The 24,648-nt window shown below is 53.5% G+C and carries 23 protein-coding genes; 11 read left to right on the top strand and 12 right to left on the bottom strand.

The window, feature by feature from the left end:
- Nucleotides 1-638: 638 nt before the first annotated feature.
- Complete coding sequence (gene acs / locus CKW18_RS27555; protein WP_095191668.1) at nucleotides 639-2,594, bottom strand: acetate--CoA ligase; 1,956 nt, start codon at nucleotides 2,592-2,594, stop codon at nucleotides 639-641.
- A 451-nt stretch (nucleotides 2,595-3,045) separates the two neighbouring features.
- Between acs and CKW18_RS27550 the strand changes: the two genes are divergently transcribed.
- Nucleotides 3,046-3,306, top strand: a complete 261-nt coding sequence (locus CKW18_RS27550; RefSeq protein ID WP_003227290.1) for a DUF2790 domain-containing protein — start codon at nucleotides 3,046-3,048, stop codon at nucleotides 3,304-3,306.
- Nucleotides 3,307-3,859: 553 nt separating this feature from the next.
- Nucleotides 3,860-5,110, top strand: coding sequence for a ribonucleotide-diphosphate reductase subunit beta (locus tag CKW18_RS27545; RefSeq protein WP_095191667.1), 1,251 nt, complete (start codon nucleotides 3,860-3,862; stop codon nucleotides 5,108-5,110).
- Between the two features lie 116 nt (nucleotides 5,111-5,226).
- Here CKW18_RS27545 and CKW18_RS30425 read toward each other — a convergent pair whose 3' ends face one another.
- The 6 genes from CKW18_RS30425 to dcm all read right to left on the bottom strand — a co-directional run bounded on the left by CKW18_RS30425 (nucleotide 5,227) and on the right by dcm (nucleotide 12,060).
- Nucleotides 5,227-5,961 carry a DUF6339 family protein gene (locus tag CKW18_RS30425; RefSeq protein WP_141233169.1) on the bottom strand — a complete coding sequence of 245 codons (735 nt, stop codon included), beginning with the start codon at nucleotides 5,959-5,961 and terminating at the stop codon, nucleotides 5,227-5,229.
- Entirely contained in the window at nucleotides 5,961-6,803 is an 843-nt protein-coding gene (locus CKW18_RS27540) for a hypothetical protein (protein ID WP_141233168.1), read from the bottom strand. Before CKW18_RS27540 ends, CKW18_RS30425 begins: the two co-directional genes overlap by 1 nt.
- Nucleotides 6,793-8,682 (bottom strand): hypothetical protein, encoded by a 1,890-nt coding sequence (locus tag CKW18_RS27535; protein WP_095191665.1) that lies wholly within the window; start codon nucleotides 8,680-8,682, stop codon nucleotides 6,793-6,795. Before CKW18_RS27535 ends, CKW18_RS27540 begins: the two co-directional genes overlap by 11 nt.
- 77 nt (nucleotides 8,683-8,759) lie before the next feature.
- On the bottom strand, nucleotides 8,760-10,022 hold the full coding sequence (locus CKW18_RS27530; protein WP_095191664.1) for a type II restriction endonuclease: 1,263 nt from the start codon (nucleotides 10,020-10,022) through the stop codon (nucleotides 8,760-8,762).
- On the bottom strand, nucleotides 9,968-10,471 hold the full coding sequence (locus tag CKW18_RS27525) for a very short patch repair endonuclease (protein ID WP_371857654.1): 504 nt from the start codon (nucleotides 10,469-10,471) through the stop codon (nucleotides 9,968-9,970). The genes CKW18_RS27530 and CKW18_RS27525 overlap by 55 nt, the downstream gene beginning before the upstream one ends.
- A 152-nt stretch (nucleotides 10,472-10,623) precedes the next feature.
- Nucleotides 10,624-12,060 carry a DNA (cytosine-5-)-methyltransferase gene (gene dcm / locus CKW18_RS27520; protein ID WP_095191662.1) on the bottom strand — a complete coding sequence of 479 codons (1,437 nt, stop codon included), beginning with the start codon at nucleotides 12,058-12,060 and terminating at the stop codon, nucleotides 10,624-10,626.
- 573 nt (nucleotides 12,061-12,633) lie between these two features.
- On the opposite strand from dcm, the gene CKW18_RS27515 reads away from it, so the two are divergent.
- The 5 genes from CKW18_RS27515 (at nucleotide 12,634) to CKW18_RS27495 (ending at nucleotide 16,270) form a co-directional block, all read left to right on the top strand.
- Entirely contained in the window at nucleotides 12,634-13,143 is a 510-nt protein-coding gene (locus CKW18_RS27515) for a Bro-N domain-containing protein (protein WP_095191661.1), read from the top strand.
- A gap of 240 nt (nucleotides 13,144-13,383) precedes the next feature.
- A complete protein-coding gene (locus CKW18_RS27510) occupies nucleotides 13,384-14,580 on the top strand; it encodes a colicin E3/pyocin S6 family cytotoxin (RefSeq protein ID WP_095191660.1) in 1,197 nt (398 codons plus the stop codon).
- The gene (locus CKW18_RS27505; protein ID WP_095191659.1) at nucleotides 14,577-14,807 is read left to right on the top strand and encodes a hypothetical protein; all 231 of its coding nucleotides are present in this window, start codon (nucleotides 14,577-14,579) and stop codon (nucleotides 14,805-14,807) included. The genes CKW18_RS27510 and CKW18_RS27505 overlap by 4 nt, the downstream gene beginning before the upstream one ends.
- Nucleotides 14,808-14,868: 61 nt before the next feature.
- Nucleotides 14,869-15,102 carry a hypothetical protein gene (locus tag CKW18_RS27500; protein ID WP_095191658.1) on the top strand — a complete coding sequence of 78 codons (234 nt, stop codon included), beginning with the start codon at nucleotides 14,869-14,871 and terminating at the stop codon, nucleotides 15,100-15,102.
- 181 nt (nucleotides 15,103-15,283) lie between these two features.
- Nucleotides 15,284-16,270: a hypothetical protein gene (locus CKW18_RS27495; protein WP_095191657.1), complete on the top strand. Its 987-nt coding sequence runs from the start codon at nucleotides 15,284-15,286 to the stop codon at nucleotides 16,268-16,270.
- Between the two features lie 3 nt (nucleotides 16,271-16,273).
- On the opposite strand, the gene CKW18_RS27490 is transcribed toward CKW18_RS27495, so the two are convergent.
- The 4 genes from CKW18_RS27490 to CKW18_RS27475 form a co-directional block, all read right to left on the bottom strand.
- Nucleotides 16,274-17,470, bottom strand: a complete 1,197-nt coding sequence (locus CKW18_RS27490) for a hypothetical protein (RefSeq protein ID WP_095191656.1) — start codon at nucleotides 17,468-17,470, stop codon at nucleotides 16,274-16,276.
- Between the two features lie 114 nt (nucleotides 17,471-17,584).
- Entirely contained in the window at nucleotides 17,585-18,277 is a 693-nt protein-coding gene (locus tag CKW18_RS27485; RefSeq protein ID WP_095191655.1) for a hypothetical protein, read from the bottom strand.
- A 32-nt stretch (nucleotides 18,278-18,309) separates the two neighbouring features.
- A complete protein-coding gene (locus CKW18_RS27480; RefSeq protein WP_095191669.1) occupies nucleotides 18,310-18,672 on the bottom strand; it encodes a hypothetical protein in 363 nt (120 codons plus the stop codon).
- A 75-nt stretch (nucleotides 18,673-18,747) separates the two neighbouring features.
- Nucleotides 18,748-19,560, bottom strand: coding sequence for a sulfite exporter TauE/SafE family protein (locus tag CKW18_RS27475; RefSeq protein WP_095191654.1), 813 nt, complete (start codon nucleotides 19,558-19,560; stop codon nucleotides 18,748-18,750).
- 112 nt (nucleotides 19,561-19,672) lie between these two features.
- Here CKW18_RS27475 and CKW18_RS27470 point away from each other — a divergent pair, with 112 nt between their 5' ends.
- Together CKW18_RS27470 and CKW18_RS27465 are read left to right on the top strand one after the other, a co-directional pair.
- Entirely contained in the window at nucleotides 19,673-20,440 is a 768-nt protein-coding gene (locus CKW18_RS27470) for a helix-turn-helix domain-containing protein (protein WP_095191653.1), read from the top strand.
- Nucleotides 20,441-20,533: 93 nt separating this feature from the next.
- Nucleotides 20,534-20,851: a hypothetical protein gene (locus CKW18_RS27465; RefSeq protein ID WP_095191652.1), complete on the top strand. Its 318-nt coding sequence runs from the start codon at nucleotides 20,534-20,536 to the stop codon at nucleotides 20,849-20,851.
- Nucleotides 20,852-20,890: 39 nt separating this feature from the next.
- Here CKW18_RS27465 and CKW18_RS27460 read toward each other — a convergent pair whose 3' ends face one another.
- The gene (locus tag CKW18_RS27460) at nucleotides 20,891-21,946 is read right to left on the bottom strand and encodes an MBL fold metallo-hydrolase (RefSeq protein ID WP_095191651.1); all 1,056 of its coding nucleotides are present in this window, start codon (nucleotides 21,944-21,946) and stop codon (nucleotides 20,891-20,893) included.
- Nucleotides 21,947-22,163: 217 nt separating this feature from the next.
- Here CKW18_RS27460 and CKW18_RS27455 point away from each other — a divergent pair, with 217 nt between their 5' ends.
- Together CKW18_RS27455 and CKW18_RS27450 are read left to right on the top strand one after the other, a co-directional pair.
- Nucleotides 22,164-22,772, top strand: coding sequence for a TetR/AcrR family transcriptional regulator (locus CKW18_RS27455; RefSeq protein ID WP_095191650.1), 609 nt, complete (start codon nucleotides 22,164-22,166; stop codon nucleotides 22,770-22,772).
- A gap of 268 nt (nucleotides 22,773-23,040) precedes the next feature.
- Nucleotides 23,041-24,360, top strand: coding sequence for a PAS domain-containing methyl-accepting chemotaxis protein (locus CKW18_RS27450; protein ID WP_095191649.1), 1,320 nt, complete (start codon nucleotides 23,041-23,043; stop codon nucleotides 24,358-24,360).
- Nucleotides 24,361-24,648 lie beyond the last annotated feature (288 nt).

Raw genomic sequence — 24,648 nt, 5'->3', positions numbered from 1 at the left:
AGATGCATTCTTTATCGGCGCTTGGGTGAAAGGAGGAGGGGCGAAATCTCCCACGGTCTGTGCTGCGTCAACAGTCAGAATCGAGCCTTGTCCCTCCTCCTCCCTTCAAGTCCTACCATACAAGCGAGCCTGCTCGCGAAGAGGCCAGCCGAGCCTCCACATAAACCGAACCAATACTCACAGACACCCCCACCCCAACGGCTGGAACTCATACCAACTGTGGGAGCGGGCTTGCTCGCGAAGGGGCCAAACCAGCCACCACATAAACCGAACCAATACTCACAGACACCCCCACCCCAACGGCTGGAACTCATACCAACTGTGGGAGCGGGCTTGCTCGCGAAGGGGCCAAACCAGCCACCACATAAATCGAACCAATACTCACAGCCCCCCCACCCCAACGGCTGGAACTCATACCAACTGTGGGAGCGGGCTTGCTCGCGAAGGGGCCAGCCCAGCCACCACATAAATCGAACCAATACTCACAGCCCCCCCACCCCAACGGCTGGAACTCATTCCAACTGTGGGAGCGGGCTTGCTCGCGAAGGGGCCAGCCCAGCCACCCCAAAACCTCCAGACATAAAAAAGCCCCGCCCGGCAAACACCGGACGGGGCTTTCAATGCATCAGACCGAATGCTTAAGCCACATTCATGGTCTTGTGCGTATCAATCAGGTGCTGCACCACACCCGGATCCGCCAGGGTCGAAATATCGCCCAACCCGTCGTACTCAGCCGTAGCAATCTTGCGCAGAATGCGGCGCATGATCTTGCCCGAACGGGTCTTCGGCAGCCCCGGCGCCCACTGGATCACGTCCGGCGAAGCAATCGGCCCGATCTCTTTGCGCACCCAGTTCTTCAGCTCCAGACGCAGTTGCTCGCTCGGCTCCTCGCCATTCTTCAGGGTGACATAGACATAAATGCCCTGCCCCTTGATGTCATGCGGCACACCGACCACCGCCGCCTCAGCGACTTTCGGATGCGCAACCATCGCGCTTTCGATCTCGGCCGTACCCATGCGGTGGCCAGACACGTTGAGCACGTCATCCACACGCCCGGTGATCCAGTAGTAACCATCAGCGTCACGCCGCGCACCGTCACCGGTGAAGTACATGCCACGGAACGTCTTGAAGTAGGTATCAACAAAACGGTCATGGTCGCCATACAGCGTGCGTGCCTGACCTGGCCACGAATCGAGAATCACCAGATTGCCTTCAGCCTCGCCCTCAATAATGTTACCGAGGTTGTCGACCAGCGCCGGCACCACACCAAAGAACGGCCGTGCCGCCGAACCCGGCTTCAGCGCGTGAGCGCCCGGCAGCGGGCTCATCATGTTGCCGCCGGTTTCGGTCTGCCACCAGGTATCAACAATCGGGCAACGCGACTTGCCGACATTCTTGTAGTACCAGTCCCAGGCTTCCGGGTTGATCGGCTCACCGACCGAACCGAGCAGACGCAGGCTGCTGCCATCCGCGCCTTCTACAGCGGCCTGACCCGAGGCCATCATCGCGCGGATCGCGGTCGGCGCGGTGTAGAGGATGTTGACCTTGTGCTTGTCGACGATCTTCGCCACCCGGGTGATGTCCGGATAGTTCGGCACGCCTTCGAACAGCAGCGTGGTCGCGCCATTGGCCAGCGGGCCGTAGACGATATAACTGTGCCCAGTGACCCAGCCAACGTCGGCGGTGCACCAGTAAACTTCGCCCGGACGGTAGTCGAACACACGCTCGTGGGTCATCGCCGCATACAACAGATAACCGCCAGTGGTGTGCTGCACGCCCTTCGGCTTGCCGGTCGAGCCGGAGGTATAAAGGATGAACAGCGCTTCTTCAGCGCCCATCTCTTTCGGCGCGCAAACGGTGCCCGCCACTTTCATCAGGTCTTCGTACCAGATGTCGCGATGCTGGTTCCACTTGATGTCGCCGCCGGTGCGCTTGCACACGATGACTTTCTGGATGCTGCTGGTTTCCGGATTGGTCAGCGCGTCGTCGACGTTGGCCTTGAGTGGAATCTTCTTGCCGGCACGAATGCCTTCGTCAGCGGTGATCACCACTTTCGATTTGCAGTCGATGATGCGACCGGCCAGGGCTTCCGGCGAGAAACCACCGAATACCACCGAGTGAATCGCGCCGATCCGGGTGCAGGCCAGCATGGCGACCACGGCTTCGGGAATCATCGGCATATAAATGGTCACCACGTCGCCGCGGTGTACGTCCTGACCACGCAGGGCGTTGGCGAGTTTGCACACTTGCTCGTGCAGTTCGCGGTAGGTGATGTTGCGGCTCTCGGAAGGATCGTCACCTTCCCAGATGATCGCGACTTGATCGCCGCGCTCGGCCAGATGACGGTCGAGGCAGTTGTAGGAAACGTTCAAGGTGCCATCGGCAAACCACTTGATGTCGACATGGTGATCGTCGAACGACGTCTGTTTCACCGTGGTGAAAGGCTTGATCCAGTCGAGACGCTTGGCTTGCTCGCGCCAGAAGCCGTCAGGGTTGACGACCGACTGCTGGTACATGGCTTTGTAGGTCGCCTCGTCAGTCAGCGTGTTAGCCAGAACCTCGGGACGAACGGGATACAGAGAAGCCGCACTCATCTTTCCTACCTCGGTGTAATAGTTGTTTTTGTATGACCCCGTTGTAGCCGGAGCGGCCCCATAGAACCATTCGACGATGGTAGTAACAAGCCCCTACAAATCCTCCACCTACCCCGCACGCAGATCTCCCAAACACCCCCAATCCCCTGTGGGAGCTTGCCTGCAAGCGATTCAGACAACTCGGTCCCACAGACAAAACACCCGGTTATCAATCCCATCCCAAGGGATTGTTACCAAATCTGCCAAAGGTGTTTATCAAAACCCGCTCTGTTTACCCCCACCCCACCTCCCTAGAATTCACCTCGCCGACAAGGCAAAGCGATTAACAACGTTACAGCCCCCACGAAGGCCGTTAATCCAGTCTCAAGTAATCACTGCAAACGATGAAGTTCCACACGCAACCCCAAAAAGGTTGCGTGACCCCACTCGACCTCAAAAAGGTAAATTTGAAATGAAAGCTTTATTGGTTCTGGCCCTCAGCAGTCTGTGCGCAACCGCCATGGCAGATGAGGTCCCGACTGATGTCGCACAGCAACAACCGGCCATCGAGGAATACACTTACTCGACTCACCTGGACATCGCCAACGTTGTATCGATGAGCGAAGTGCCAAACGTCTGCGAAGTGGTTCCGATGAAAATGGAATACGACGACTCGAAGGGCCAGCGTCACATCCTGCGTTACAGCGTCATGGGCAACGGTTGCACCAATTGATGAGTTCAGACTGCACCGAATTGGATCTCTCAGCGCAACATTGAGTGTCAATTCCAGCCCGACTTCGGTCGGGCTCAGTTGTGTCTGAAGCCTTCAAAAATGCTTGCAAAACACTAGATGTAGTGAAAAAGCCGATTTTTTGTTCGTTTTTTGAGCAAATCCACAAATACGAAATTTCTGCGAAAAAAAATCTATCCCCGGCAAAGCCCTGTAAACCCACGCTCTCACTGAAAAACCAGCCTCCCCGACCGCTCCATGTGCGGATTCGCCTCAGCACAGCCCGTTTTTTTTCCCTATAATGCCGCCCTAATCGGGACAGCAATATTCCCTTACAGGGATGAACAGCCCATCTGAAGCCCCGCAGCAGCGTTCAACGCGAGCTGCGCCCGTCAGAGGCTCTCGGAACCCCGAACAAAATTCTGTTTTATTGCCTGCCTTAGCTGCTGCAAAAAACGATTCCTTAAGATCCAACGCGGTCTGTACGACCGTGTGAAAAACCAACCAATCAGGTTTCACACGGGGCGACAGGCCCTCACGCAGGAGACGACACGTCATGCTGAGCTGGGACGAATTCGACAAAGAAGACAGTGAAGTAGCAGCAGTGAAAGGCGCCAACGCCGGCCACGCTACTGAAGCCAACATGGACCGCCTCGACAACGCTGGCGGCGCCGCAGCGCTGGAAGCCCGCGCCGTCACCGCTGACGACTCGGCCGCCGTGGCCCGCGCCAAGGCTGCACTGAACTCCCTCGACGTCGCCGAAGGCCTCGCCGAACTCGAAGGCGCCTCCGCCCGTGTCGCCGTTGACGAAAAGCGCATGATCAACTGCCGCGCCGACCTCAACCAACTCGTACCCTTCAAGTACGACTGGGCCTGGCAGAAGTACCTGGACGGTTGCGCAAACCACTGGATGCCGCAAGAAGTCAACATGACCGCCGACATCGCCCTCTGGAAAAACCCGGAAGGCCTGACCGACGACGAGCGCCGCATCGTGATGCGCAACCTCGGCTTCTTCTCCACCGCCGACTCCCTTGTTGCCAACAACCTGGTACTGGCCGTGTACCGCCTGATCACCAACCCGGAATGCCGCCAGTACATCCTGCGCCAGGCGTTCGAAGAGGCGATCCACACCCACGCCTACCAGTACTGCATCGAATCGCTGGCCATGGATGAAGGCGAGATCTTCAACATGTACCACGAGATCCCGTCGGTCGCGAAAAAAGCCACCTGGGGCCTGAAATACACCCGTTCGATCTCCGATCCGAAGTTCGAAACCGGCACCGTCGAAACCGACAAAGAACTGCTGCGCAACCTGATCGCCTACTACTGCGTGCTGGAAGGCATCTTCTTCTACTGCGGCTTCACCCAGATCCTCTCCATGGGCCGCCGCAACAAAATGACCGGCGTCGCCGAGCAGTTCCAATACATCCTGCGCGACGAATCCATGCACCTGAACTTCGGCATCGACGTGATCAACCAGATCAAAATCGAAAACCCACACCTGTGGGATGCCGAGATGAAGGAAGAAGCGACCCAGATGATCCTGCAGGGTACGCAGCTGGAAATCGAATACGCACGCGACACCATGCCTCGCGGCGTGTTGGGCATGAACGCGGCGATGATGGAGGATTATCTGAAGTTCATCGCTAACCGTCGTTTGTCGCAAATCGGTTTGAAAGAGGAATATCCAGGGACGACTAACCCGTTCCCTTGGATGAGCGAGATTATGGACTTGAAGAAAGAGAAGAATTTCTTTGAGACGAGAGTGATTGAATATCAAACTGGTGGTGCGTTGAGCTGGGATTAAGCTCCGGCTCTAAAAAGACTGTTATCAGTTCTAATTCTAGCCCAGCCAGAGAAGCCCCAATTTATTGGGGCTTTTTTACAGCTGAGCCATCAAAACTACCAAAAATTGAATAAAACCTAACTAGATGGCATCCCAGCACGCAACGCACAATCAGTCATAAATTCATCTACCTCTGCTTCGGTCATAACCTCAAAGACCCTGCCCCCTCCAAGCTTATTCAAAACTTTCATAAAGTCCCGAAAAGTAGACTGTGTCGAATTTATCCAATCATACTTTTCAGAAGCTCTTATAACACCTGCCGCGATCGCGGGGCGACTAACAGTAAGTGAACGCTCTAGAAAACTCAGCCGACTGTCAGCCCGCCTTAATATCGTTTTAAGTGAATCAAAGTCATCACGGGCTATTTGATTAGCGATATAACCGTTAAACCACAATCTGGCGAGGGCATTATCGTCTCGACGCCCCCCTAAATTTGGTGCAAAAAAATGTTTCCCTATCGCACTTTCTATTTTTTCTTGACTTCCAAGCCCTTCCAACCAGCGCTGCCTTGAATAGCCCAGACATTCTACGTGGGTTAATCTAGTCCATATTCCTTCTTCATATGCAAGGCTCGGCTTTACGGCCGAAAGAGCGCGCCATACTAATATAGAGTTTTCTATTTCTGCTTGGGGAGTACCAGATGGATCAAGATCACCTAGAGGCCCTAGATCAACTTCCAAACTTAAAGAAACAGTCCAGTCCGGCTCATCAACAAACTCGTCAAATCCTTCAGACGTATAATTTTCTAAGTTTGCTTGAATACTAGCTCTCAGAATCTCAATAGCCTTTGCAGAAAAATAATTTAATCTCATCACTCCCCCTCCCATAGCTGCGAGTTCATTCTGATATTACCAAAAGGAGAGTTTAACAGCCGCTGTGCGTCTCGCCACAAGCTGGGAGACTCGAGATCAACTCCTAAATAATCACACTTAGCCTTAAATATTCTGAACCAACGCCGCCCCTCATATTCGGACCTAGCTTGCCGAAGAAGATCTAGAACCTCCATAACGGCAGGAACAAAAGCACTATTCAGAACTATAGGCCTCCCATGTGGCAGCCCCCTAAATCTATTAAAATCTTGATAAATGTTAGATGCCACAAGCAATTGAATTTTATCAGAGCCTGGATTTACCAGTAGCTCATCATCTTTTAGGTCGGGAGCTTGAACGACAGAAAAAATACTTTCAATTTCTGCTAATTTTTCCCGTCCAATTGTTAATCGTTGCGCCTCACCAACTGCAAGAACCGAACCGATCTCTAAAGACATTGCCCCACCACCAAACTCGGCATGACAATTGGCCAGATCAAATTCTCCTACATTTTTCTTGGCCCAAACCATCGGCAAAAAACTTACGCTTCCAACAAGAGCCCCTGGTTCAAACGAAAACCGTCGATCCTCAAGACCAATAGGTACAAGCCGACTATAGTAAGTATCCAAGCATGTAACAAAAAAGCCGACGCCAGCATGGCCATCAACAATCAGCTCCCGTAACGACTGCTCCGCAAGCGACACTACCACATCTACGGTCACCTGATCTGTGGTCAGCTTTTCTTCCACTGTCACAACTTGAATATCAAACTCACCTGTCAAGTAATCGTTACTTTCCGAGCTTAGTACAGGATGTGGAAATCGTGTTCTTTCATTAATTTTCATTAGAGGACACCTCTAAAACATCCACTGCTGCGCGAATCTCAATCGGCCCTCTATACATCTCGGAAAACTCGAGATCGATTTTAATTCGCTTCCCCGCTAGAAACTCTACTAACACCGCCCCGTTTTTAACATTAGCGCCAAAAGCCGACGAAACAGTTAGTCGCTCATTCTTATTGATTCCTACAGCGTCAATTGAGAGAAGTGCATGAGCGGAGATGGTTGGTGTGAAAAAAACAGTTCTGCTATTCGAGGCGCCCCCGGTGGTAATTATATTTCGGACATCCAATAGAGGGATAGACTGCTTCGAGCGAGCACGTTCAACATCCCCTGGATATTTTCTACGCCCCTCCCCTACTTTACCGCCTCTACCATCACCAAAGCCGCCTTCTGCTTCACCGTCGCCCTCAACATCAGTATATGCTTCAGTGGAAGGTCTTTTTTTCCGAGGTTCAATCTTATACTTGATAGTTTCAGGGTCATCATTATCAGAATTCCGCTGTTCTAACTCGGGCGCCGAGCCAGCAGGAAAATAATCACGCATTTCGTCAGCAAGCACCTCATTCTCATACTCGGTAAATGTGTGCTCCTTAATTGCCGCCCGAATCTTACCCGCTAACTTCTTCATCACTCGCTGTGCTACGTCACGATCATCTTGATTCAGCAAACCATCAGCAGACAACTCTTTATGCTTTGGATCCTCAAGCCTCTTTATAAAAGAGCTCCCCCTCACATCGAGAAATGTGACTACCGCAACGAAGTCCTTATACATCGGAAAGCGTAAAAATGGCTCATTGAATGAACTGAGATTATCCGTAATAACCATACCATTTCGAATAATACATATTTTTTTTGGCAGCTTATCTTCAACGAGAACTTTAACTTGAACACGACCTAACTCAGGTATGGAAAAGACGTTGGACTTGGTTTTAGCTGAGCTATAGCAACGATAAAAATCAAAAGAGACGGAAAAGCCTTGATCCCTTTCATTGCTCAATCCTTTCCGCACCACTTCAGCATCAAATAACGGCCCAAGAGTATCTTTATTTATTTCGCTATTTCCGCCATCGATAGAAAACTCCATTTCATCATCGTGAACAGCTGGAAAAAAATTTTGAATGAGAGAACGAGTAAAATGACTTTGCCATTCCGCTGGATCTCGAAACCCAACTACAAATACCGATGTGCCGATACTTTCTCTTCTGAGCCATTCCGGAGCTAAGACAGGATCACTGACCGGCTCAAAATCCGCACCTCCCCAATAACCTATTTGACGCTTAGGAAGGCCCTCATCAACATGGGAAATAAGGATAGATTTCCCTTGCGTCAGGAACCTCTTGGATCCCGTTGCATCATCCAAAAAAACTGTTGAGTAAAACACTGTCCGCAGATCGGAAATAGCGAATGCCGCATTTTTTCCAATACCATAAGAGCCTCCCGAATTTTCCTCTGGCTTTACGCTAACACCTGCAGCTCTAAGCAAAGAATAAAATGGAGTACCCCGCTGGGCCCCCTTAGCACCAGTCGTATTCTCGTCAGAAACACGCAACACTTTTACATACTCAAGAGCAAGTATTTTTTTTGCTTCAGAGAAAAAATCTTTCTCTTTCTCCTTTTTCTCCGCCAGAGAAGCATCCAAGCATAACGCCACAACCTTATCCAACTTCGCTATAGCTGGAATATTCTTTTTAGGTATTTCAATCAGATCGAACTTTATTTTCACTGGAAGTGAAGAATATGCATCTCGACTATTTTGACCCAGTTCTCTAGCCGCACTCGCATACGGTTGCTGACGATAGGTCTCAATACCAGCATGCCCCAGCCCTTCATCTTCTTTACTATCATTACCTGCGAACTCAAGAACGAATGCCTCATTACTCATTGCGTCTACTCCCTGTTATCAGGCTCAACAACTCTTTGGTACAACAACGTTTTTTTGCAACATCAGCTGCTTGAAAACTAGGCAGTTCCTGTGCCCTCTGCCTGCTTTATGAGTTCTATAAACTCTGATAATGCAATCAACCACTCTGATTGGGACTTTGAATACGTAGAATGCATAGACTTGGGAACGACCAGTCGTAATCCACTTGAGGCCATTTCACTTGTCTGGCCTTCACTAATGGCTGCCTCGAGAGTCACCAAGTGTTTTTCACTTATTCTCTTGGCTTCACTAAGGACCTGACGCCAACGATCCTTACACGTCGTTTTAGCTCCTAACATAAAAAGTTTGTTCTCGGGATACTCTGAGTCTCGATACTCCGAAAATCCTGGAAATAAGAAATCTGGCTTCTTACTATTTTCCGTGGAAAAGCCCTTCGCTCCTCCCCGTTCAAACCTAATTCCATTACTCTCAAATATATAAGACAGGTGCCTTTCAAATGCATGACCGACTCTTGACTTACGACGATTCTGAACACTCAAGGAGTAACTTACAAAATCGTCAACATCTTCTCCATCCTCCCCAAATCCTACGCGAAGCTTTTGCCGCACCAGATGACGCTCGTATATTCGAAATAGCTTTTCCTCATGGTCCATCCACTCAACAATTGCCTGGTCTGGAAAAACTATAGGATCAACAGGTGACTCTAAGGAGTTCCGAGCATATAGGGAGAAATCTGACGTCTTTGGAAAGCTTTCGCCGCCAAATGAAGTTATCAAGCGTTGCAACCAGACATCATCACCTACTTCTACTTTTGTTACCTCAACACCCAAACTTTCTAACATCAAGCGTAATGGCAGAAGCAACTCCACTGCATCCATTTCCCCACGAATGAATGTGTTTTTTATGTTATGCAGACCAAATAAAATTTTTAGCTGGCTCTCTATAGTGCTTCCCGCCGGAGCACACACCATTAAAAGCGTATCGTCTCGCATCTTTGCAACTAGAAAAAAATCGCCAGCAGTAAATAAATCCGTTACGGAGTTAGAATTATAGTAAAGTCGAAATTCAGGCTTACGCAAAGGCTTCTTACGACGACAGTCGTACCAAGTAACTGTACTTTCACAGATATCTGGCGCTAAAGCCTCATCTGTAAAATACACTTGCTTAGCCTTATATCTAAATTCTTGATTTTTATCAGGAGCCCCCAAGTATTTCTTAAAGCCGGCCTTAACTAGCCCTCCAATCTCATGCTGATTGGAGCTATCGGGATCGGCATCAACTGGCTTCAGATATTTGGCTGCGACTCCTTCAAAATAGTCGCTGATACGATCATTGAACATTCGTTTTCATCTATTTGTGAATTTTTATTACCGTTTATCAGCCACTCCGCTATGAGGTCAATCACTAGCGCAAATTTTTCTTTATTCCTTGACCTGACCGCGCACTCCCAAACGACCAAAACCCTCCACCCCCCTGTCAACAGGGAAGATTCTTGAATTTTATCTCTCAGCTGATTTTTCCGGATTTTCTCGCGCCAAAAATCCGGCCGTGTCTGGGGTATTTTGAAATATCGGCAGGAATGTCCATGCCAGAAACAGCCGTGCACAAAAACCACCGCGCTGTATTTTGGTAACACCAGATCTGGCTTACCGGGGAGATCATTGACGTGAATACGGTAACGAAAGCCACGCGCATGCAATGCTTTGCGGATCGAAACTTCTGGCTTGGTATTTTTGCCTTTAATCCCAGACATCATTCGGGAGCGTGTTGCGGCATCCACGATATCCACCAAGGCTCACCTCCCGCGCAATCGATAGCTCAACCGTCTTGTATACCCTTGGCCTCCACATATTCAAGGTTCGGATGAGCTATCGGATGCATTAAAAGAGGGATTCAATTCAACCTCTAGAGCATGCGCGCTTCAACGCTTGGCGCAAAAACTCACTCAGGAAGAGCAAACTCCAGTTGAGGCTGTTCCGTGTCGGCAGTTTTTTCTTTCGCGGCCAAAATCCGATCTTTCATCAAACGAGCCACAGCTTCAAAAACTGGCACCGCAACCGAATTTCCGAACTGACGATACGCTTGGGTATCAGAGACAGGAATCACAAATTTGCTTTCGCCTGGCTTGTCGAATCCCATGAGGCGCGAGCACTCATGGGGAGTCAGTCTGCGCGGACGATGAAGCTGATTTAGCTCGCCATTGAAGTCCAAGGTTTCCACAAACCCACGGTCGACCAGGATTTCCGAACCGTCTTTGTGATATCTCGCGGAAAGCGTACGAGCCACATCGTTTGGACGAGTCAAGCCAAAGCCAAAGCCATTGCCCTTCTCACGATGCTTAGCCGCGTAGCGGTAGAGGTAGTCCCAAAGCTTCGGAGTAAGGATATATTTTTCATCCACATCCTTATCAAGCAGATCACCGAAACTAGGTCGCTGCTTCGGTATGTGCTTGCTGATGTCGCGCAGAGTGAATCCTTGGTGAACATTGAGATCACGGCGGAAACCGACCAGCACGATTCGCTCACGATGCTGCGGCACGAAGTGCTTGGCATCAATGACCTTCGGATCTGATCCCTTTGGCGCATTTACATCTGCAACCTCGTAGCCCAGTTCATCCAACGCTTCGCAAATGATCCGGAACGTATTGCCCTTGTCATGGCTTTTCAGGTTTTTCACGTTTTCAAGCAAGAATGCGGCCGGGCGTTTCGCGGCAATAATGCGCGCCACGTCGAAAAACAGAGTGCCTTGGGTCTCGCATTCGAAACCGTGCTTACGACCCAAGGAATTCTTCTTGGATACACCTGCAAGAGAAAACGGCTGGCAAGGGAAACCTGCCAGTAGAACATCGTGGTCAGGAATTTCGCGATCAATGTTCTTGTAAGCTTCCTCGTCACTGATTTCTGGCTTGTCTGAAAGCGTGACCGAGCGGATATCGAGATTGAAGCGATGACGGGCGGGATCGCAATAGTGGTTCGCTTTGTACGTTTTAACGGCGTACTTGTTCCATTCGGATGTGAACAAGCACTCGCCACCGATGGCTTCAAACCCTTTCCTGATGCCACCAATGCCGGCAAAGAGATCGATAAAAGTAAATGAAGGTTTGTGGTTCAAACGCTTGGGCAACAGATCCTTGAGACGAGTGAACTCGATATGTGAGAGCTTCGGCGAGGCCTTTCCCTTGATCCAGCGATTGATGGTTTCGCGGCACCAGTGGCTTGGGCTTACGTCGTTGAGAATTTCGGCTAACTGCCCTTGATCATATATTTCCAGCAGCTTGTGCAGTAGCGCCAGGTCAGTCACAGGATGGGTATCAGGCTCGAACGAACCCGAGGTTGTTTCGCTCAAGGATTCAAAAGACGGTGTTTCAAAAAGATTCATGAGCCCGAAATTCCTCTGGGTCAAAGCTGTGACGAATGGTCACCATTCTAGCCCGCAAAACTTCAAAGTAAATGAAATTTCCTGGATTCCGTGAGGTGAGTCGTGGCGACACGGATATGGCAGTTGAGGGATTCGATGGCGATCAAATACTGGATATAAACACAGCATAATTTACTCTGCGTCTTTGTCCAGGTTTCCTTTCGCCTCATGACCAGTAGGAAAAGTCGCTGGTTGACGACCATCCCTGATGCCCCTACCCTCAGCTCCGAGCCTAAGAAACTCTACAAACCAGAGCGGTCCTCCGCACCCGACAGTCATGCGGCTTTTTTTCGTCTGCGGTTTCTCTACGCCTGCGAAAAGTCCCGTTATGTCGGGAGTGGGCGAATACAAGACCCGAAAGGGGAATATGTCCGGCCCGTCTCTGGTGGGTTTCTTAGCTCCCGACACCCTAACGAATGCCCTAAGAAAGCAGCCAGAGATAAATGGAAATGCCTGACTATCCAACCTTCATGATGAAGGTGAATTGCTGTAGCCGCCGTTCGAATCCCGTGCTTCCAGGTCAGGAGGCATGTCATGTCTGAACCACTTCTTCCGACTCGTTTCACCCGCAACAAAACCCACCTGCACGCCCTTTTGGTTGAGAACCAGGCGTGGTTCTGCGTCCAGGAGCTGGGCCGGTTGATGGGCAAACATCTTGATGAGCGCCAGTTGCGCAAACTCGACGCTGATCAGCGGCAGATGATGTGCGTGGAGATATTCGGCGAAACCGAAGAACAATGGATGGTGAGTGAGTCTGGCGTGTACGCCCTGCTGATCTATCACTACTGCCCTGAGTATCGACAGCTTCGTGAATGGCTGACGCACCAGGTTGTGCCTGCGCTGCGTGACGCTCGTGCGACGCGCTCGGTTGAGCGACCGACGTTGAGTGTTTTGAGCTGGCCGCAGATGTCGTTGAGCACGCTGCACTGGCAGGATGAGCCGTGGATTCGGTTGCGGGATATGCCTTGTTTGTTGGCGGATGATCCGTTCAATCGTCATGAGTCTTGGTGGCGTAAGGCTTCACGATTGCTGCGTAGATGCTGATGTTTTCAGAGTCCGCTGTTTGATTTTTAAGCAGCGGATTTTTTGTGGTAACGAGTTGATGATGTCGACCAGACAGGCGAAGCCTGCCGCCCCCCCCAGAGACCTGCGCGGCCCCCAAAATCCAACAGCGACAATTCCTAACCCAATCCAAGACCCGTCCTACAGCCTCAATGCATCACCTTCGTTAACGTCGCCCGGCTTCTTTCCGGTGCGACCATTAAATGAACGAATGGATGATCAGTGGCTGGCAAAAAGGATATTCCCCGGGTCAGGAACCCACCGTCAGGCGACGGGCATCACGTCACCTACCGGTTCATGAACGCGACCGAACTGGCCGAGCGCGAAGCCAGGCAGAACGCCTATGAGGCCATGCTCGCCCGGCAGGATGCGTTTGAGCGCAGCCGTCAGGTCGCTGTCAAAAAAGACGAGGCGGTTCGGGCCGGATGCGTGTTCGCGAAGTCTTGCAAGCTGCCGGACGCGATCATTGATTACTCGAATCCCTCCGGGATGGTGCCGACCGACAGCCTGAGGAATTACGGCGAATTCGCGTTGCTCGGTACCCGTGAGGCCGATGATGCCGGGCTGCGGAATCTGCAAACCATCAGCGGCAGTACCGTTTCACTCGGCCTTGGGCGCCTTGCTCTTCGCAGCCCGTCACTCGCCACGCCAGCAATAGGTCTTGGAGCCGCCATTGGCGCTACCGGTGCCGCACTCATGACCGGCATGGTCGCTTTGCTCTGGACGCCCAGCCTGGGCGACAGTGCTCTCTACACCGAGGAACAATTGCGCGCCCTCAAGCAGGCCCGTACCCGTGTTCGCCTGCGCATCGAGCAACAAACCGACGGCGCGCTCAAAGGTTATGCCTTCTACACCGGCAAGAATCGCGACTGGGAAATGGTCGATGTTGTGAAGCTGGAAACCCGCGACAGCCAGTACGTCGCCAATCTGGGTGAAGGCGTCGAGCTGATCTGGACACCCGCCGTTGACGGCTCCGAAATCCTCGGCATTCCTGCTCTGGAAGCCGCTCCGCAGGCCCCGCATATCTGGGTTTACCCGCCAACGAAAGCGGCGAACGACATCCTTGTGAATCCGGTTTACCCACCGGCGTACAAGGATTTCATTCTGGTGTTTCCGGAAAGTTCGGGGGTAAGGCCGGTTTATATTGTGGTGAGTGTTTCTGATCACAAATATCATCCGCCACCACCTGGACTTGCAGCGTTCCCGGATGCGATCAAGGCAGATCGTAAGACTTCCGTTAAAGGAGGCGGCGGGCTTAGAAAGCGATGGAAAACCAGAAAGGGACTGATTTTTGAGTGGGACTCACAACACGGTACTGTCGAGATGTATGACAAACGAGGTCGCCATCTCGGTGAGTATGACCCAGCAACTGGCGCGCAAACCAAACCAGCGGACGGCACGAGGACAGTAGAACCATGATCTATCTAATCGAGGCATTTGATAAAGAAAGCGGTTTCCTGGCTTTTGAAGAGGAACTCCCAAGTGGATCAGATCAGGCGATAAAAACCATCATGGGATGGACGGTGGAACAGCAAGGATGGGAGGGATACGATCTCTCGCACGAACAGCTTGGAGCCCTGGAAAAACTACTGGGGAAAGAAATCTATAACCCTGCCTATAAATTCCAGCTCAGCTGCAATGTGTAAACGATGGTTCTGACACCGGTGAGCAGAACAAACCGGCCTTTCCAAAGAGAAGGATAGAACCATGACTCACGTAATTTATACGTTTGATCGATCCACCGAAGCTCTGATTTTCGAAGTGCCTATCTCGGCAGAGGCTATCGAGCAGCTGCGAGTCATCATGAAATGGAATGACGCAGAAGACGAACTCTACGGTCACGATCTTGATTTTCAGCAGCTAGCACAACTGGAAACGTTAACCGGAAAATCCTTCTACGATCCTCAATACGATTACCAACTCGCTAGCTACGGAAATTAAAAAATTTAGTCGCCTATCGTGTCATGCGAGGTTGCTGTCGGGATCAACGATTGAGTTGATCCCACCAATCGCCAGCAGGCTGGCTCCCACAGGTTTTGCATCATCCTGAAAACAATCAGTGCAACCCGCGCCGCCTCCCGCTATTAATACCCCTCCCCCACTCAAGGACCCGAGCCCCACCATGAAATTCGATCTCGCCTACTGCCTCAGCCTCGACGACAAGTTGTCGATCTATGATGTTCGCGATCTCAATTTCGATGAGACGGTGGCGTTTGACTCTGCGAAGGAACACTTCCAGTGCCCCAACGATGCCTGTCGTTCGGCGTTCGAGGCTTCCAATGAGTTGGGCACGTTCAACGCCAAGAACGTGAATTACGTGCGCACGCCGCACTTCAAGAATCTGCCCACTACGCAGCATGTGGCGGGTTGTCCATATGTGAGTTTGAAGGCCTCAGCGTCGGGCGTTGAGACGGCGGACGGCGAGACTGATGACGGTCGTGAGGAACATTTCCCGTCGGAGTTATTGCTCACCCGGCGTGAGTATGTCCGCAAGCCTGCCGCGCCAGCGGTGGGGGCGGATGTGTTGCGCGATGATCCGGTGCGAGTGGCGTCGGACAGAGGTAAAGAGTCAGCAAGTCGTGAGTCGGCGCCGGACAAGACCAGTGTGTTTGCGCATCCGGTGGAGTGTTTTGTTTCCAACTTCGCGGACAAGGAGTTGCTCAAGCGCATGCCGTTGAAGGTCGGTGAGCATTCGGCGCCGTACAGTTCGTTCTTCAAGAAGATTGAGTATCTGACGGACAACAAGGGGCTGATTTACTGGGGGCGGATCAAAAAAATCGAGGACTTCCACAGTGCCAGTTTTCGTATCGATTTCGAGGACAAGGTCTGGTTCAAGAAGCCCGAGGACAGTAAGAAGAAGCCGTACCCGGTCAGCGTTTATCTGAACAAGAAGCTGATCGACAACTACCGCAAGCGCAAGGCGTTTCTGGAAGAGATCAAGCACGCGGTGGATAGCGACAAAGCGTTGTTCTGTTTCTTCTATGGCGTGACGCCGGAGTTGAAGCAGGTGCCCGGCAAGAAGAACCCCGAAAAGCCTTTCGAGGTCTTCAATGCCAATATCGAGAACCTGGATCACTTCATTATTCGTGAAGCGCCGGGGCTGGAGTGACGGTTAGCCCTGGGGCAGTTGCAGGTTGACGGCACCGGGGTGTTGTTTGACGACGGAGTACGGCAGGATCGACCAGTCTGGCGCATCGCAAGCGCGGGCCACACGAGCAAAGTAAGGGCCGAGATAGAGACCTTTCGTGGTGAAGTACCAGGGTGAGTATCCCCAAATGCTTTCGTCGCTGTAGTCGCAAGCGTTGTCGTCGTCCTCCGCTGGTTTCTTCATTTCATTGGGGTAAAGCGTGGTGAACTGCTTGATCAGCCAAGGCACTAGCACTTCGCGCTGATAAGTTGAATACGCTGCACTTTCCGAAGCACTCAGCGGCTGGTCACCTGTGCTGTCGCGGTCGGCATGTGACAGTGGCTTGCCCGCTTCGACCCATAACACGTCTGTCAAAGACAACGGATGGCCGGTTCGCACATCAAGGTTGAGGGGTGAATCGCCGAAGTCCGGATGTGCACCGCCACAGTAATAGCTGGTGGAGATGTTAAGACTGACCACCGCTGGCGAGATCATCTTCGGTTCTGCTTGTTGCATGAAGTCGGTGTTCACGCCGCCTTGCAGCAGGCAACCGTGATAACTGATCACCTCGCGCCACAACCTGCCGAGCAACTGCTGATTGACCCGCTGAAGGTCATCTTTTGGTAAACCGGATTCCACGCTGAACAAGGAGATCTTCGACTCTGGCTCAGTCCACCATTGCAGGTCGTAGCCCATGAAGTTTTCTTTCTTCGCGGGTTTGAGCTTGAGTCCCTGTAGGCGCAAATACTCATACGGTGCACTTTGGGGCAGCGTGGCAATAAATGGCAAAGTCATTGAGGTCGGCGCTGGGAGTTTGGCCTCAGCCAGCTTCACCGGCAGTTTTTTACCCTGTGGACTTTGCCATTCGCCCTGCCAGCCATTGCCGGTTTCTTCCAGCTTCAAAGTTGGTAACGGCTCATCTTCGCCATAGCGGTTTTCACCTTCTACCAGCGTCAAAGTGCTTTCGTGCAACGAACCGCTGAGTGCCAGATCGCGATGGTATTTCTCGTAGAAATAGCGGCCATTCACTTCGTCCGGCTGCGTAGTGTTGAGCTCCACCACAATCAGTGTTTTACCCAACGTACCGGTGAACACGCGTCGGCCATCTTCAGCATGGGCGGTGGAAATCAGTGTGAACAGCGCCGCGGCGTATGGCGCCAGGCGCAGCAGTCCCTTGAGCATGGATCGATCCTTGAAAGAGGCGGAGGCGGCGCCGGTGTTTGCACGCCGGCGCGGTTAAAGTCGGGGCGGATTATGGCGACAGCAAACCCGGGATGCGAGACCCGAAGTTATTTTTCAGGCTATTGAAGCTTCACTCTGAAATGCCTGGATATCCCGCTCTGCCTGTTTACGTCGCTCCAGCGCAGCCTGGGCGCCAGCTTCGTCGACAGCGCAATATTGACGCAACCAATGGGCGATCATTTCCTCGTCTGGTCGGAAGTAATCCTTGCGCCCTTTACTGTTTCTGAGGCGGTTGTTCATTTGCGCATCGAACCCGATGGCCGCGCGTTCGCCCTGCGGCAAACACCCCCACTCTGCAGCACAGTCCTGGAAAAACCAGGCGATTTGCTCAATGTGTTTCTGTGCTCCGCGATGGCTGCGACGATAGAACCGATTTTCTGTACAAGCTTCTTTAAAGCGATCCAACATGATCTCGGCATCAGTCCATTGCATGAAGTCATGATTGATCGCATCGCGGATCAAGCCTTCACGCCAGCGATCAGCAAACCAAGTAACAAAACCCTCTGCGTCAGCCTTTTTCGCATCGGCAAAGACCATGCAGTAACGGGTTTTCACATGGATAACAAACAATACGTGCTTACGTTGCACAGTGACCGCATGGACTAGCCACTGCTCTACGGAACCGCTGGCCTCGTCATCTTCGATGGCCGGCGACGGCGGTTTGTTGTCCACCGGTGTAATCTTTTTGCCTTTATGGATGCGGCTGAAGAACTTGCTGGCAGCTTCGGTGCAATTGAAGATCAACATCCCGGTTCTCTAGTAAGTGTGGGTCGCATCAATCAGTCGTGATGAGCAGTTTCTTCAACCCAGTCGATTTCGTAGGGTCGGCGCTCAATATCGGAAACCGCCCTCCGGGCGTCATCGCTCAATATTGACAACTCCGCGTCAGTCAGCAGGTCATGCGAGACCATCAAGGTCAATTTCCATGACGCGGAAGATCGAGCGAGACCATCGAACATTCGAGCCATATCGCGATTCCGATTATTGATCAGTCCGTAAATCATGCCGTAGCGGGAATGCGCCGAAAGAGCACCGTGCTGAGTAATGGTTTTGGTGTCGGCGAGAACGCCTTGGCAAAATCGATCAAGTGCAATCTTGCGCAGTTCCTTGAACTTCTTCCAGTCACTCTCAATCATCGAAATGGTTCCCCTCTGCACTTTTTCTTGAAACGTTCGAATGTGTTGTCTGACGCCTCAACGATACAAAGCATCAACTCATTACGTCCACATACTCAGCATCACCACAATCAGCAACCCAATATAGACCCGGGCATGCACTTGATCCGGAATCCGCCCGATCCACGGTGTAGCCAGTCGAATCCCCAGCAACGACCCAACCGTCAGCACTGAAAACGCCAGCAAATCCACATACCCGATAAACCACGCCCCCAGATCCGTCTCGCTAAAACCGGCCAGCGCCATGTACGTCAGGGTCCCGGCCAATGCCACCGGCACGCTCAACGGATTGGCCATGGAGGTGGCCTGGGACATGCTCAGTCCACAGCGACGCAACAGCGGCACGGTCATGACGCTTCCTCCTACACCAAGGAACGTGGCGATAGCGCCAATGCCTACACCGCCGGCAGATGTTTCCGTATTGCCGAGTCGGCGCGGGATGAGGTCTGCGGCGTGTGTGAGAAATCCGCGGCGCAGCAGACAATCGACGATGGTCACGCCGAGGTAGGCGATGAAGGCATAACGGATCACTTCGCCGCTGACCCACACGGCCGCTGTCGCGCCAATGATCGCGCCCACCGCAATGAACCCGCCCAACGGCCATAGGTAATGCCGAATGAGATTACCCGCGCGCCGATGTTTATCCGTGGCAATGAGTGCGTTGACGATCATCACGCAGGTCGAGGTGGCGACGGCGATGTGCATTGCCGATTGGCCAATAGGGTCGTCGGCGCCGTGGCTGGCGGTGAGCATCCGGTAGAGCAGCGGCACAACCACGAAGCCGCCACCGAAACCAAACAGCACGGCGGTGATGCCGGTCAGGCAGCCAAAGAGGGTCAGCAGGAGGTAGAACATGGCGCGTCTTCCGATGGTGGAGAACGGTCGACGATAGAGTGGCGCGACTTGGCCTGCTTCAGCAACTCAGCCAATAATGTTTGCATTTACGCCAATCGCTGGGTGCCGCTCGATGCGCAATGTTTCGATCAATCTGCTGGATGACACGCCGCGCCAAGTGGTGGCGATCGGCACCGACTATTCCCACGGCCATCTGCTGCCATTTCATACGCACCGACGGGCACAGTTGCTGTACGGCGCGACCGGCGTGATGCAGGTCCGTACTCATGACGGCAACTGGGTGGTGCCACCGCAACGGGCTGTATGGATTCCGCCGGGGGTGGCGCATGAGGTGTTGATGCTGGGCGTGAGCACCCGCAGTTTGTACATCGAGCCGGGAACAGTGGATTTGGGGCCGCGCTGCCAGGTGATCAGTGTCTCGCCGTTGATGCGCCACTTGTTGATGGACGCAGTGCAAGCGCCGCTGACCTATGACCTCGACGGACGGGACGGCGCGTTGATCGACCTGTTGCTGCATGAACTGGTACGCAGTGCCCCGTTGCCCCTGCACATTCCGTTGCCGACTGACGGAAAGCTCCTCGCGCTATGTCAGTACTTTCTGCATCAACCAAACGCCCATGACTCGCCACAGCACTGGGCCGAGCAGTTACACATAAGCTTGCGCACCTTCAACAGACTGTTTCGGCAGCAGACTGGTTTGAGCTTCAGCCAATGGCGCCAGCAGGCCTGCGTGGTGCTGGCGCTAGCACGGTTGGCAGCCGGTGAAGCGGTGACGAGGATCGCGCTGGATTTCGGTTACGAGAGCCCGGCGGCGTTCTCGACGATGTTCCGGCGCACCCTTGGTCAGCCACCGTCCGTCTGGTTGGAGGCGGCGAATTAGGGCAAATCAAAAAATGCGTTTGATCCCGGCCGAAAACAACTGTACAAAAACACAGTACATTTTCAATCAGCACTCTTGAGCCCGGAGCACACCATGGCCTCTCTTGCGATGAACCACATCCTCGAACGCATTGCCCTTTTCCAGTTCACCCCGACCCACTGCGTCCAGGCCCGAGCGATGCTGGGCTGGAGCGTGGAACAGCTATCACGGGAAGCAGAGGTTTCGGTGGAAGACATTCAGCGCTTTGAAGCGCAGCAAGAGGTGGCGGATGCGGCGCGTCTGGCGCTGGCGTATCGATTTGAGTCGCGGGGGTTGGTGTTCTTTCCGGGGTTTGCGCCGGGGCGGAGTGCGAGTTTGAACGGGGTGGCTGCGGAATCAGTGGGGCGTGGGGATTATGCGATGGCGGAATGAGCCGGTTCGCTCTCCCAGGAACGAACCGGATGCAAAACATCAGGCGTTTTGCACCACTCCCTCACTCTCCCCTTCAACCCCCATCCACCACGCATTCCCACGCTGCGGCTGAGCGATGTTGAACGCCTCCCCCATCTGCGGCGTGGTAATCGAAACACTGCGCTCCCAGGCCAGTGCGAGGATCCGATCAAACGGTTCATGCCACGCATGCATCGCCAGATCAAAAGTGCCGTTGTGGATGGGAAACAGCCAGCGGCCCTTGAGGTCGAGGTGGGCTTGCAGGGTTTCTTCCGGTTGCATGTGCACGTGTGGCCATTCGACGTTGTAGGCGCCGGTTTCCATCAGGGTCAGGTCGAACGGGCCGAATTGTTCGCCGATGCGTTTGAAGCCGTCGAAGTAACCAGTGTCGCCACTGAAGAAGATGCGGGTGTCGCCGTCGATCATCACCCACGACGCCCACAGGGTGCTGTTGCTGTCGAACAGGCCGCGGCCGGAGAAGTGTTGCGACGGCGTGGCGATGAAGCGGATGCCGGCGACTTCGGTGCCTTGCCACCAGTCGAACTGGCGAATCTTGTTGGCGTCGATGCCCCATTTGATCAGGGTGTCGCCGACGCCCAACGGGGTCAGGAACAGATTGGTTTTCACCGCCAGCCGCAGCACGGCCTCGTAATCGAGGTGGTCGTAGTGGTTGTGGGACAGGATCACCGCTTCGATCGGTGGCAACTCGTCGAGGCTGATCGGCGGTTGATGGAAGCGTTTCGGCCCGGCCCATTGCACCGGCGAAGCGCGCTCGGCGAAGACCGGGTCGGTGATCCAGAATTTGTCCTGCATCTTCAGCAGCAAGGTCGAGTGGCCAAGGCGATAGACGCTGTGGTTCGGCGCGGCCAGCAGGTCTTCGCGGGTCAGTGGCTGTACCGGGATCGGCGCAGCAGGTCGAGTATTACGCGGTTTGTGGAAGATCATGTTCCACATGATGCGCAGCATTTTGCGCACGCCTTCGCGTTGCACCGGCGCATGATTGCGAAACAGGCCTTGATCCTGTCGAGAGGCTTCAGGCGTGGAGGTGTTGTCCGCTGTAGATATTGGATTGGCCATGACTGAATGACTCCTGAAAAACCGCGCAATTCGCGTTTTTCCACGGTGGGACGATAAATGGCCAAGGCACGCACGCATTAGCCGGACTGTCTGTCTTTTAGGTTGCGAGGATTAACGCGACATTACACTCTCCGGTGTAGTTTCTAGGTTGCATCAATCTTGATGACAAGTAAACTGCCAAGTGTAATTTCACCCTCTTCCTGCCGAAAGCGTACTTATGACAGTCCCACAGCGCCTCACCGACCGTAAACGCGAAGCCATCATTCAGGCGGCGATTGCCGAATTCCGCGCCAATGGTTTCGAGACCACCAGCATGGACAAGATCGCGGCCACCGCCGGCGTGTCGAAGCGCACTGTGTACAACCATTTCCCCAGCAAAGAAGAGCTGTTCGCCGAAATTCTCAACCAGTTATGGGCGCGGATCAGCGCCGAGCAGTCGATCATTTACCGCCCTGATCAGCCGCTGCACGATCAGTTACGGCAGATGTTGTTGGCCAAACTGCAACTGATGGCCGATGACAACTTCCTCAGCCTGGCGCGTGTAGCGATTGCCGCGACCATCCACTCACCGGAGCGCGCGCAGAACATGGTGGCGCGCATGGGTGAGCGCGAAGAAGGCCTGACCGTGTGGATTCGCGCTGCTCAGGCGGACGGCCGATTGAAACCGGTAGACGCGGACTTCGCCGCACACCAGGTCCAGGGCCTGCTGAAGTCGTTCGGTTTCTGGCCGCAGATTTCCATGGGCCAGCCGCCGCTCGACACAGCGACGCAGCGCAACGTGGCCGAATCGGCGCTGGAGATGTTTCTGGCGCACTATCAGCTCTAAATCGCCCCTCTCCTGCGCGAGCCGCTGATTAAATGCCTTGGAAGGACACTGATGTGTAAAGCGTCGGGATGCCTACACGTTTTGTATTTGAACACTTTCGTACAATTTCAGAACAGCAGTTTCTTGTACGGAACCAATAAGTCTGCATAAGATTCACCCGTCAGCCTGGATGCTGACAATTTGCGGCCAATGCCACCCCCTCGGCTTGGTCTGCCCACGCGGAAACAGGGACAAAACCCAGTCTTTCCCTACTTCCAGGTACTGCGCCATGTTCTTTAATCGCCACAAATCTGCCCTCGACGACCTTCAGCAAATCCTCACTCAACAAAATGGCCTGCTCGATGCCATCAACCGCTCCATGGCGGTGATTGAATTCGATCTCGACGCCGTCGTGTTGAGCGCGAACGACAACTTCCTCAAGACCATGGGTTACCGCGCCGAACACGCGATCGGCCAGCCCCATCGTCTGTTCTGCACCCCTGAGTTTGGCCGCAGCGCTCAGTACACCGAGTTGTGGACACGCCTGAAAAACGGTGAGTTTCAATCCGGCACGTTCGAACGCGTCAATAGCCAAGGCCAGACGGTCTGGCTCGAAGCCAGTTATAACCCGATCAAGGATGCCTCCGGACGCGTGGTGAAAGTGGTCAAGTACGCCATGGACGTGACGGCCAAGGTGCAACAGGAAAGCGAGGCCAACGCCAAGTTAGAGGCGATCGACCGGGCGATGGCGGTGATTGAATTCAACCTCGACGGCAGCGTTATCACCGCCAACCAGAATTTTCTCACGCGCATGGGCTACACACTCGCCGAGCTCAAAGGTAAACATCACCGTTTGTTCTGCACCTCGGAACTGGTCAACAGCAGCGCGTATCAGGATTTCTGGCGGCGGTTGAATCATGGCGAGTTCTTCCAGGGCCAGTTCGAGCGCATCGACAAGCGCGGCCAGACCGTTTGGCTAGAGGCCAATTACAACCCGGTTTACGACGCCTCCGGGCGTTTGTGCAAAGTGGTGAAATTCGCTTCGGACGTCACCGCGCGGGTCGAACAACACGAGCAAGATGCGCGCAGTGCCAGCGCCGCTTATCACATCTCGGTCGAGACCCGGAAGGTCGCCGAACAAGGCACCCAGGTCATTCAACAAGCCGCTAGCGAGATGCGCGAAATTGCCGAGGACATTGCCCAATCCTCAACGCTGATCGCGCAACTGGGTGAACGCTCCGAGCAGATCACGGCCATCGTCAACACCATCCGCGGGATTGCCGACCAGACCAATTTGCTGGCGCTCAACGCTGCCATCGAAGCGGCGCGAGCCGGTGAACAGGGCCGAGGGTTTGCCGTGGTGGCCGATGAAGTGCGGCAACTGGCGGCGCGTACCAGCGGCTCGACGGCGGAGATTTCCAGCATGATCGGTTTGATCCAGAGTGAAACCCGCCAGGCCATCAAGAGCATGGACGACACCCGCGATCGCGCGGCTCAGGGCGTTGAACTGGCGGATCAGGCGGGTACGGTGATCTTGCAGATTCGTGATGGCGCCAGTGAAGCGGTGCAGGCAGTGAGCATGTTTGCCAATGAGCGGGCGCCGAATTGAGGGTTGTGCAGGGTCGATAGACCGAGTCGCGACCTTCGCGGGCAAGCCCGCTCCCACAGGGAATGAGTCACCACACATTTTGTGTACGACCGCTGAACCTGTGAGAGCGGGCTTGCCCGCGAAGGGGCCGGCCGCCACAACGCAGAGCTATAGTGACGACAGAGAGTGTCAGATTTTTTGTGTGCGGGCTGGTAATGGCCTGCCGTTAGGCAGGCCTTCATTTCACCAGTTTGACCTGATGAATCGATCTCCGTACAAAATCGCAAACTGATTCATAGCGTTTTTCCA

Origin of the sequence: Pseudomonas sp. Irchel 3E19, from assembly GCF_900187585.1 — a bacterium.
GTDB lineage: Bacteria > Pseudomonadota > Gammaproteobacteria > Pseudomonadales > Pseudomonadaceae > Aquipseudomonas > Aquipseudomonas baetica.
Note: the sequence above shows the minus strand (reverse complement) of the source record. Positions and strands in the feature narration are given on the sequence as shown.

What these genes read in the sequence shown, in the direction of transcription:
- acs (WP_095191668.1), bottom strand. Translation starts at nt 2,594, where the DNA reads ATGAGTGCGGCTTCTCTGTATCCCGTTCGTCCCGAGGTTCTGGCTAAC.
- CKW18_RS27550 (WP_003227290.1), top strand. Translation starts at nt 3,046, where the DNA reads ATGAAAGCTTTATTGGTTCTGGCCCTCAGCAGTCTGTGCGCAACCGCC.
- CKW18_RS27545 (WP_095191667.1), top strand. Translation starts at nt 3,860, where the DNA reads ATGCTGAGCTGGGACGAATTCGACAAAGAAGACAGTGAAGTAGCAGCA.
- CKW18_RS30425 (WP_141233169.1), bottom strand. Translation starts at nt 5,961, where the DNA reads ATGAGATTAAATTATTTTTCTGCAAAGGCTATTGAGATTCTGAGAGCT.
- CKW18_RS27540 (WP_141233168.1), bottom strand. Translation starts at nt 6,803, where the DNA reads ATGAAAATTAATGAAAGAACACGATTTCCACATCCTGTACTAAGCTCG.
- CKW18_RS27535 (WP_095191665.1), bottom strand. Translation starts at nt 8,682, where the DNA reads ATGAGTAATGAGGCATTCGTTCTTGAGTTCGCAGGTAATGATAGTAAA.
- CKW18_RS27530 (WP_095191664.1), bottom strand. Translation starts at nt 10,022, where the DNA reads ATGTTCAATGATCGTATCAGCGACTATTTTGAAGGAGTCGCAGCCAAA.
- dcm (WP_095191662.1), bottom strand. Translation starts at nt 12,060, where the DNA reads ATGAATCTTTTTGAAACACCGTCTTTTGAATCCTTGAGCGAAACAACC.
- CKW18_RS27515 (WP_095191661.1), top strand. Translation starts at nt 12,634, where the DNA reads ATGTCTGAACCACTTCTTCCGACTCGTTTCACCCGCAACAAAACCCAC.
- CKW18_RS27505 (WP_095191659.1), top strand. Translation starts at nt 14,577, where the DNA reads ATGATCTATCTAATCGAGGCATTTGATAAAGAAAGCGGTTTCCTGGCT.
- CKW18_RS27500 (WP_095191658.1), top strand. Translation starts at nt 14,869, where the DNA reads ATGACTCACGTAATTTATACGTTTGATCGATCCACCGAAGCTCTGATT.
- CKW18_RS27495 (WP_095191657.1), top strand. Translation starts at nt 15,284, where the DNA reads ATGAAATTCGATCTCGCCTACTGCCTCAGCCTCGACGACAAGTTGTCG.
- CKW18_RS27490 (WP_095191656.1), bottom strand. Translation starts at nt 17,470, where the DNA reads ATGCTCAAGGGACTGCTGCGCCTGGCGCCATACGCCGCGGCGCTGTTC.
- CKW18_RS27485 (WP_095191655.1), bottom strand. Translation starts at nt 18,277, where the DNA reads ATGTTGATCTTCAATTGCACCGAAGCTGCCAGCAAGTTCTTCAGCCGC.
- CKW18_RS27475 (WP_095191654.1), bottom strand. Translation starts at nt 19,560, where the DNA reads ATGTTCTACCTCCTGCTGACCCTCTTTGGCTGCCTGACCGGCATCACC.
- CKW18_RS27470 (WP_095191653.1), top strand. Translation starts at nt 19,673, where the DNA reads ATGCGCAATGTTTCGATCAATCTGCTGGATGACACGCCGCGCCAAGTG.
- CKW18_RS27465 (WP_095191652.1), top strand. Translation starts at nt 20,534, where the DNA reads ATGGCCTCTCTTGCGATGAACCACATCCTCGAACGCATTGCCCTTTTC.
- CKW18_RS27460 (WP_095191651.1), bottom strand. Translation starts at nt 21,946, where the DNA reads ATGGCCAATCCAATATCTACAGCGGACAACACCTCCACGCCTGAAGCC.
- CKW18_RS27455 (WP_095191650.1), top strand. Translation starts at nt 22,164, where the DNA reads ATGACAGTCCCACAGCGCCTCACCGACCGTAAACGCGAAGCCATCATT.
- CKW18_RS27450 (WP_095191649.1), top strand. Translation starts at nt 23,041, where the DNA reads ATGTTCTTTAATCGCCACAAATCTGCCCTCGACGACCTTCAGCAAATC.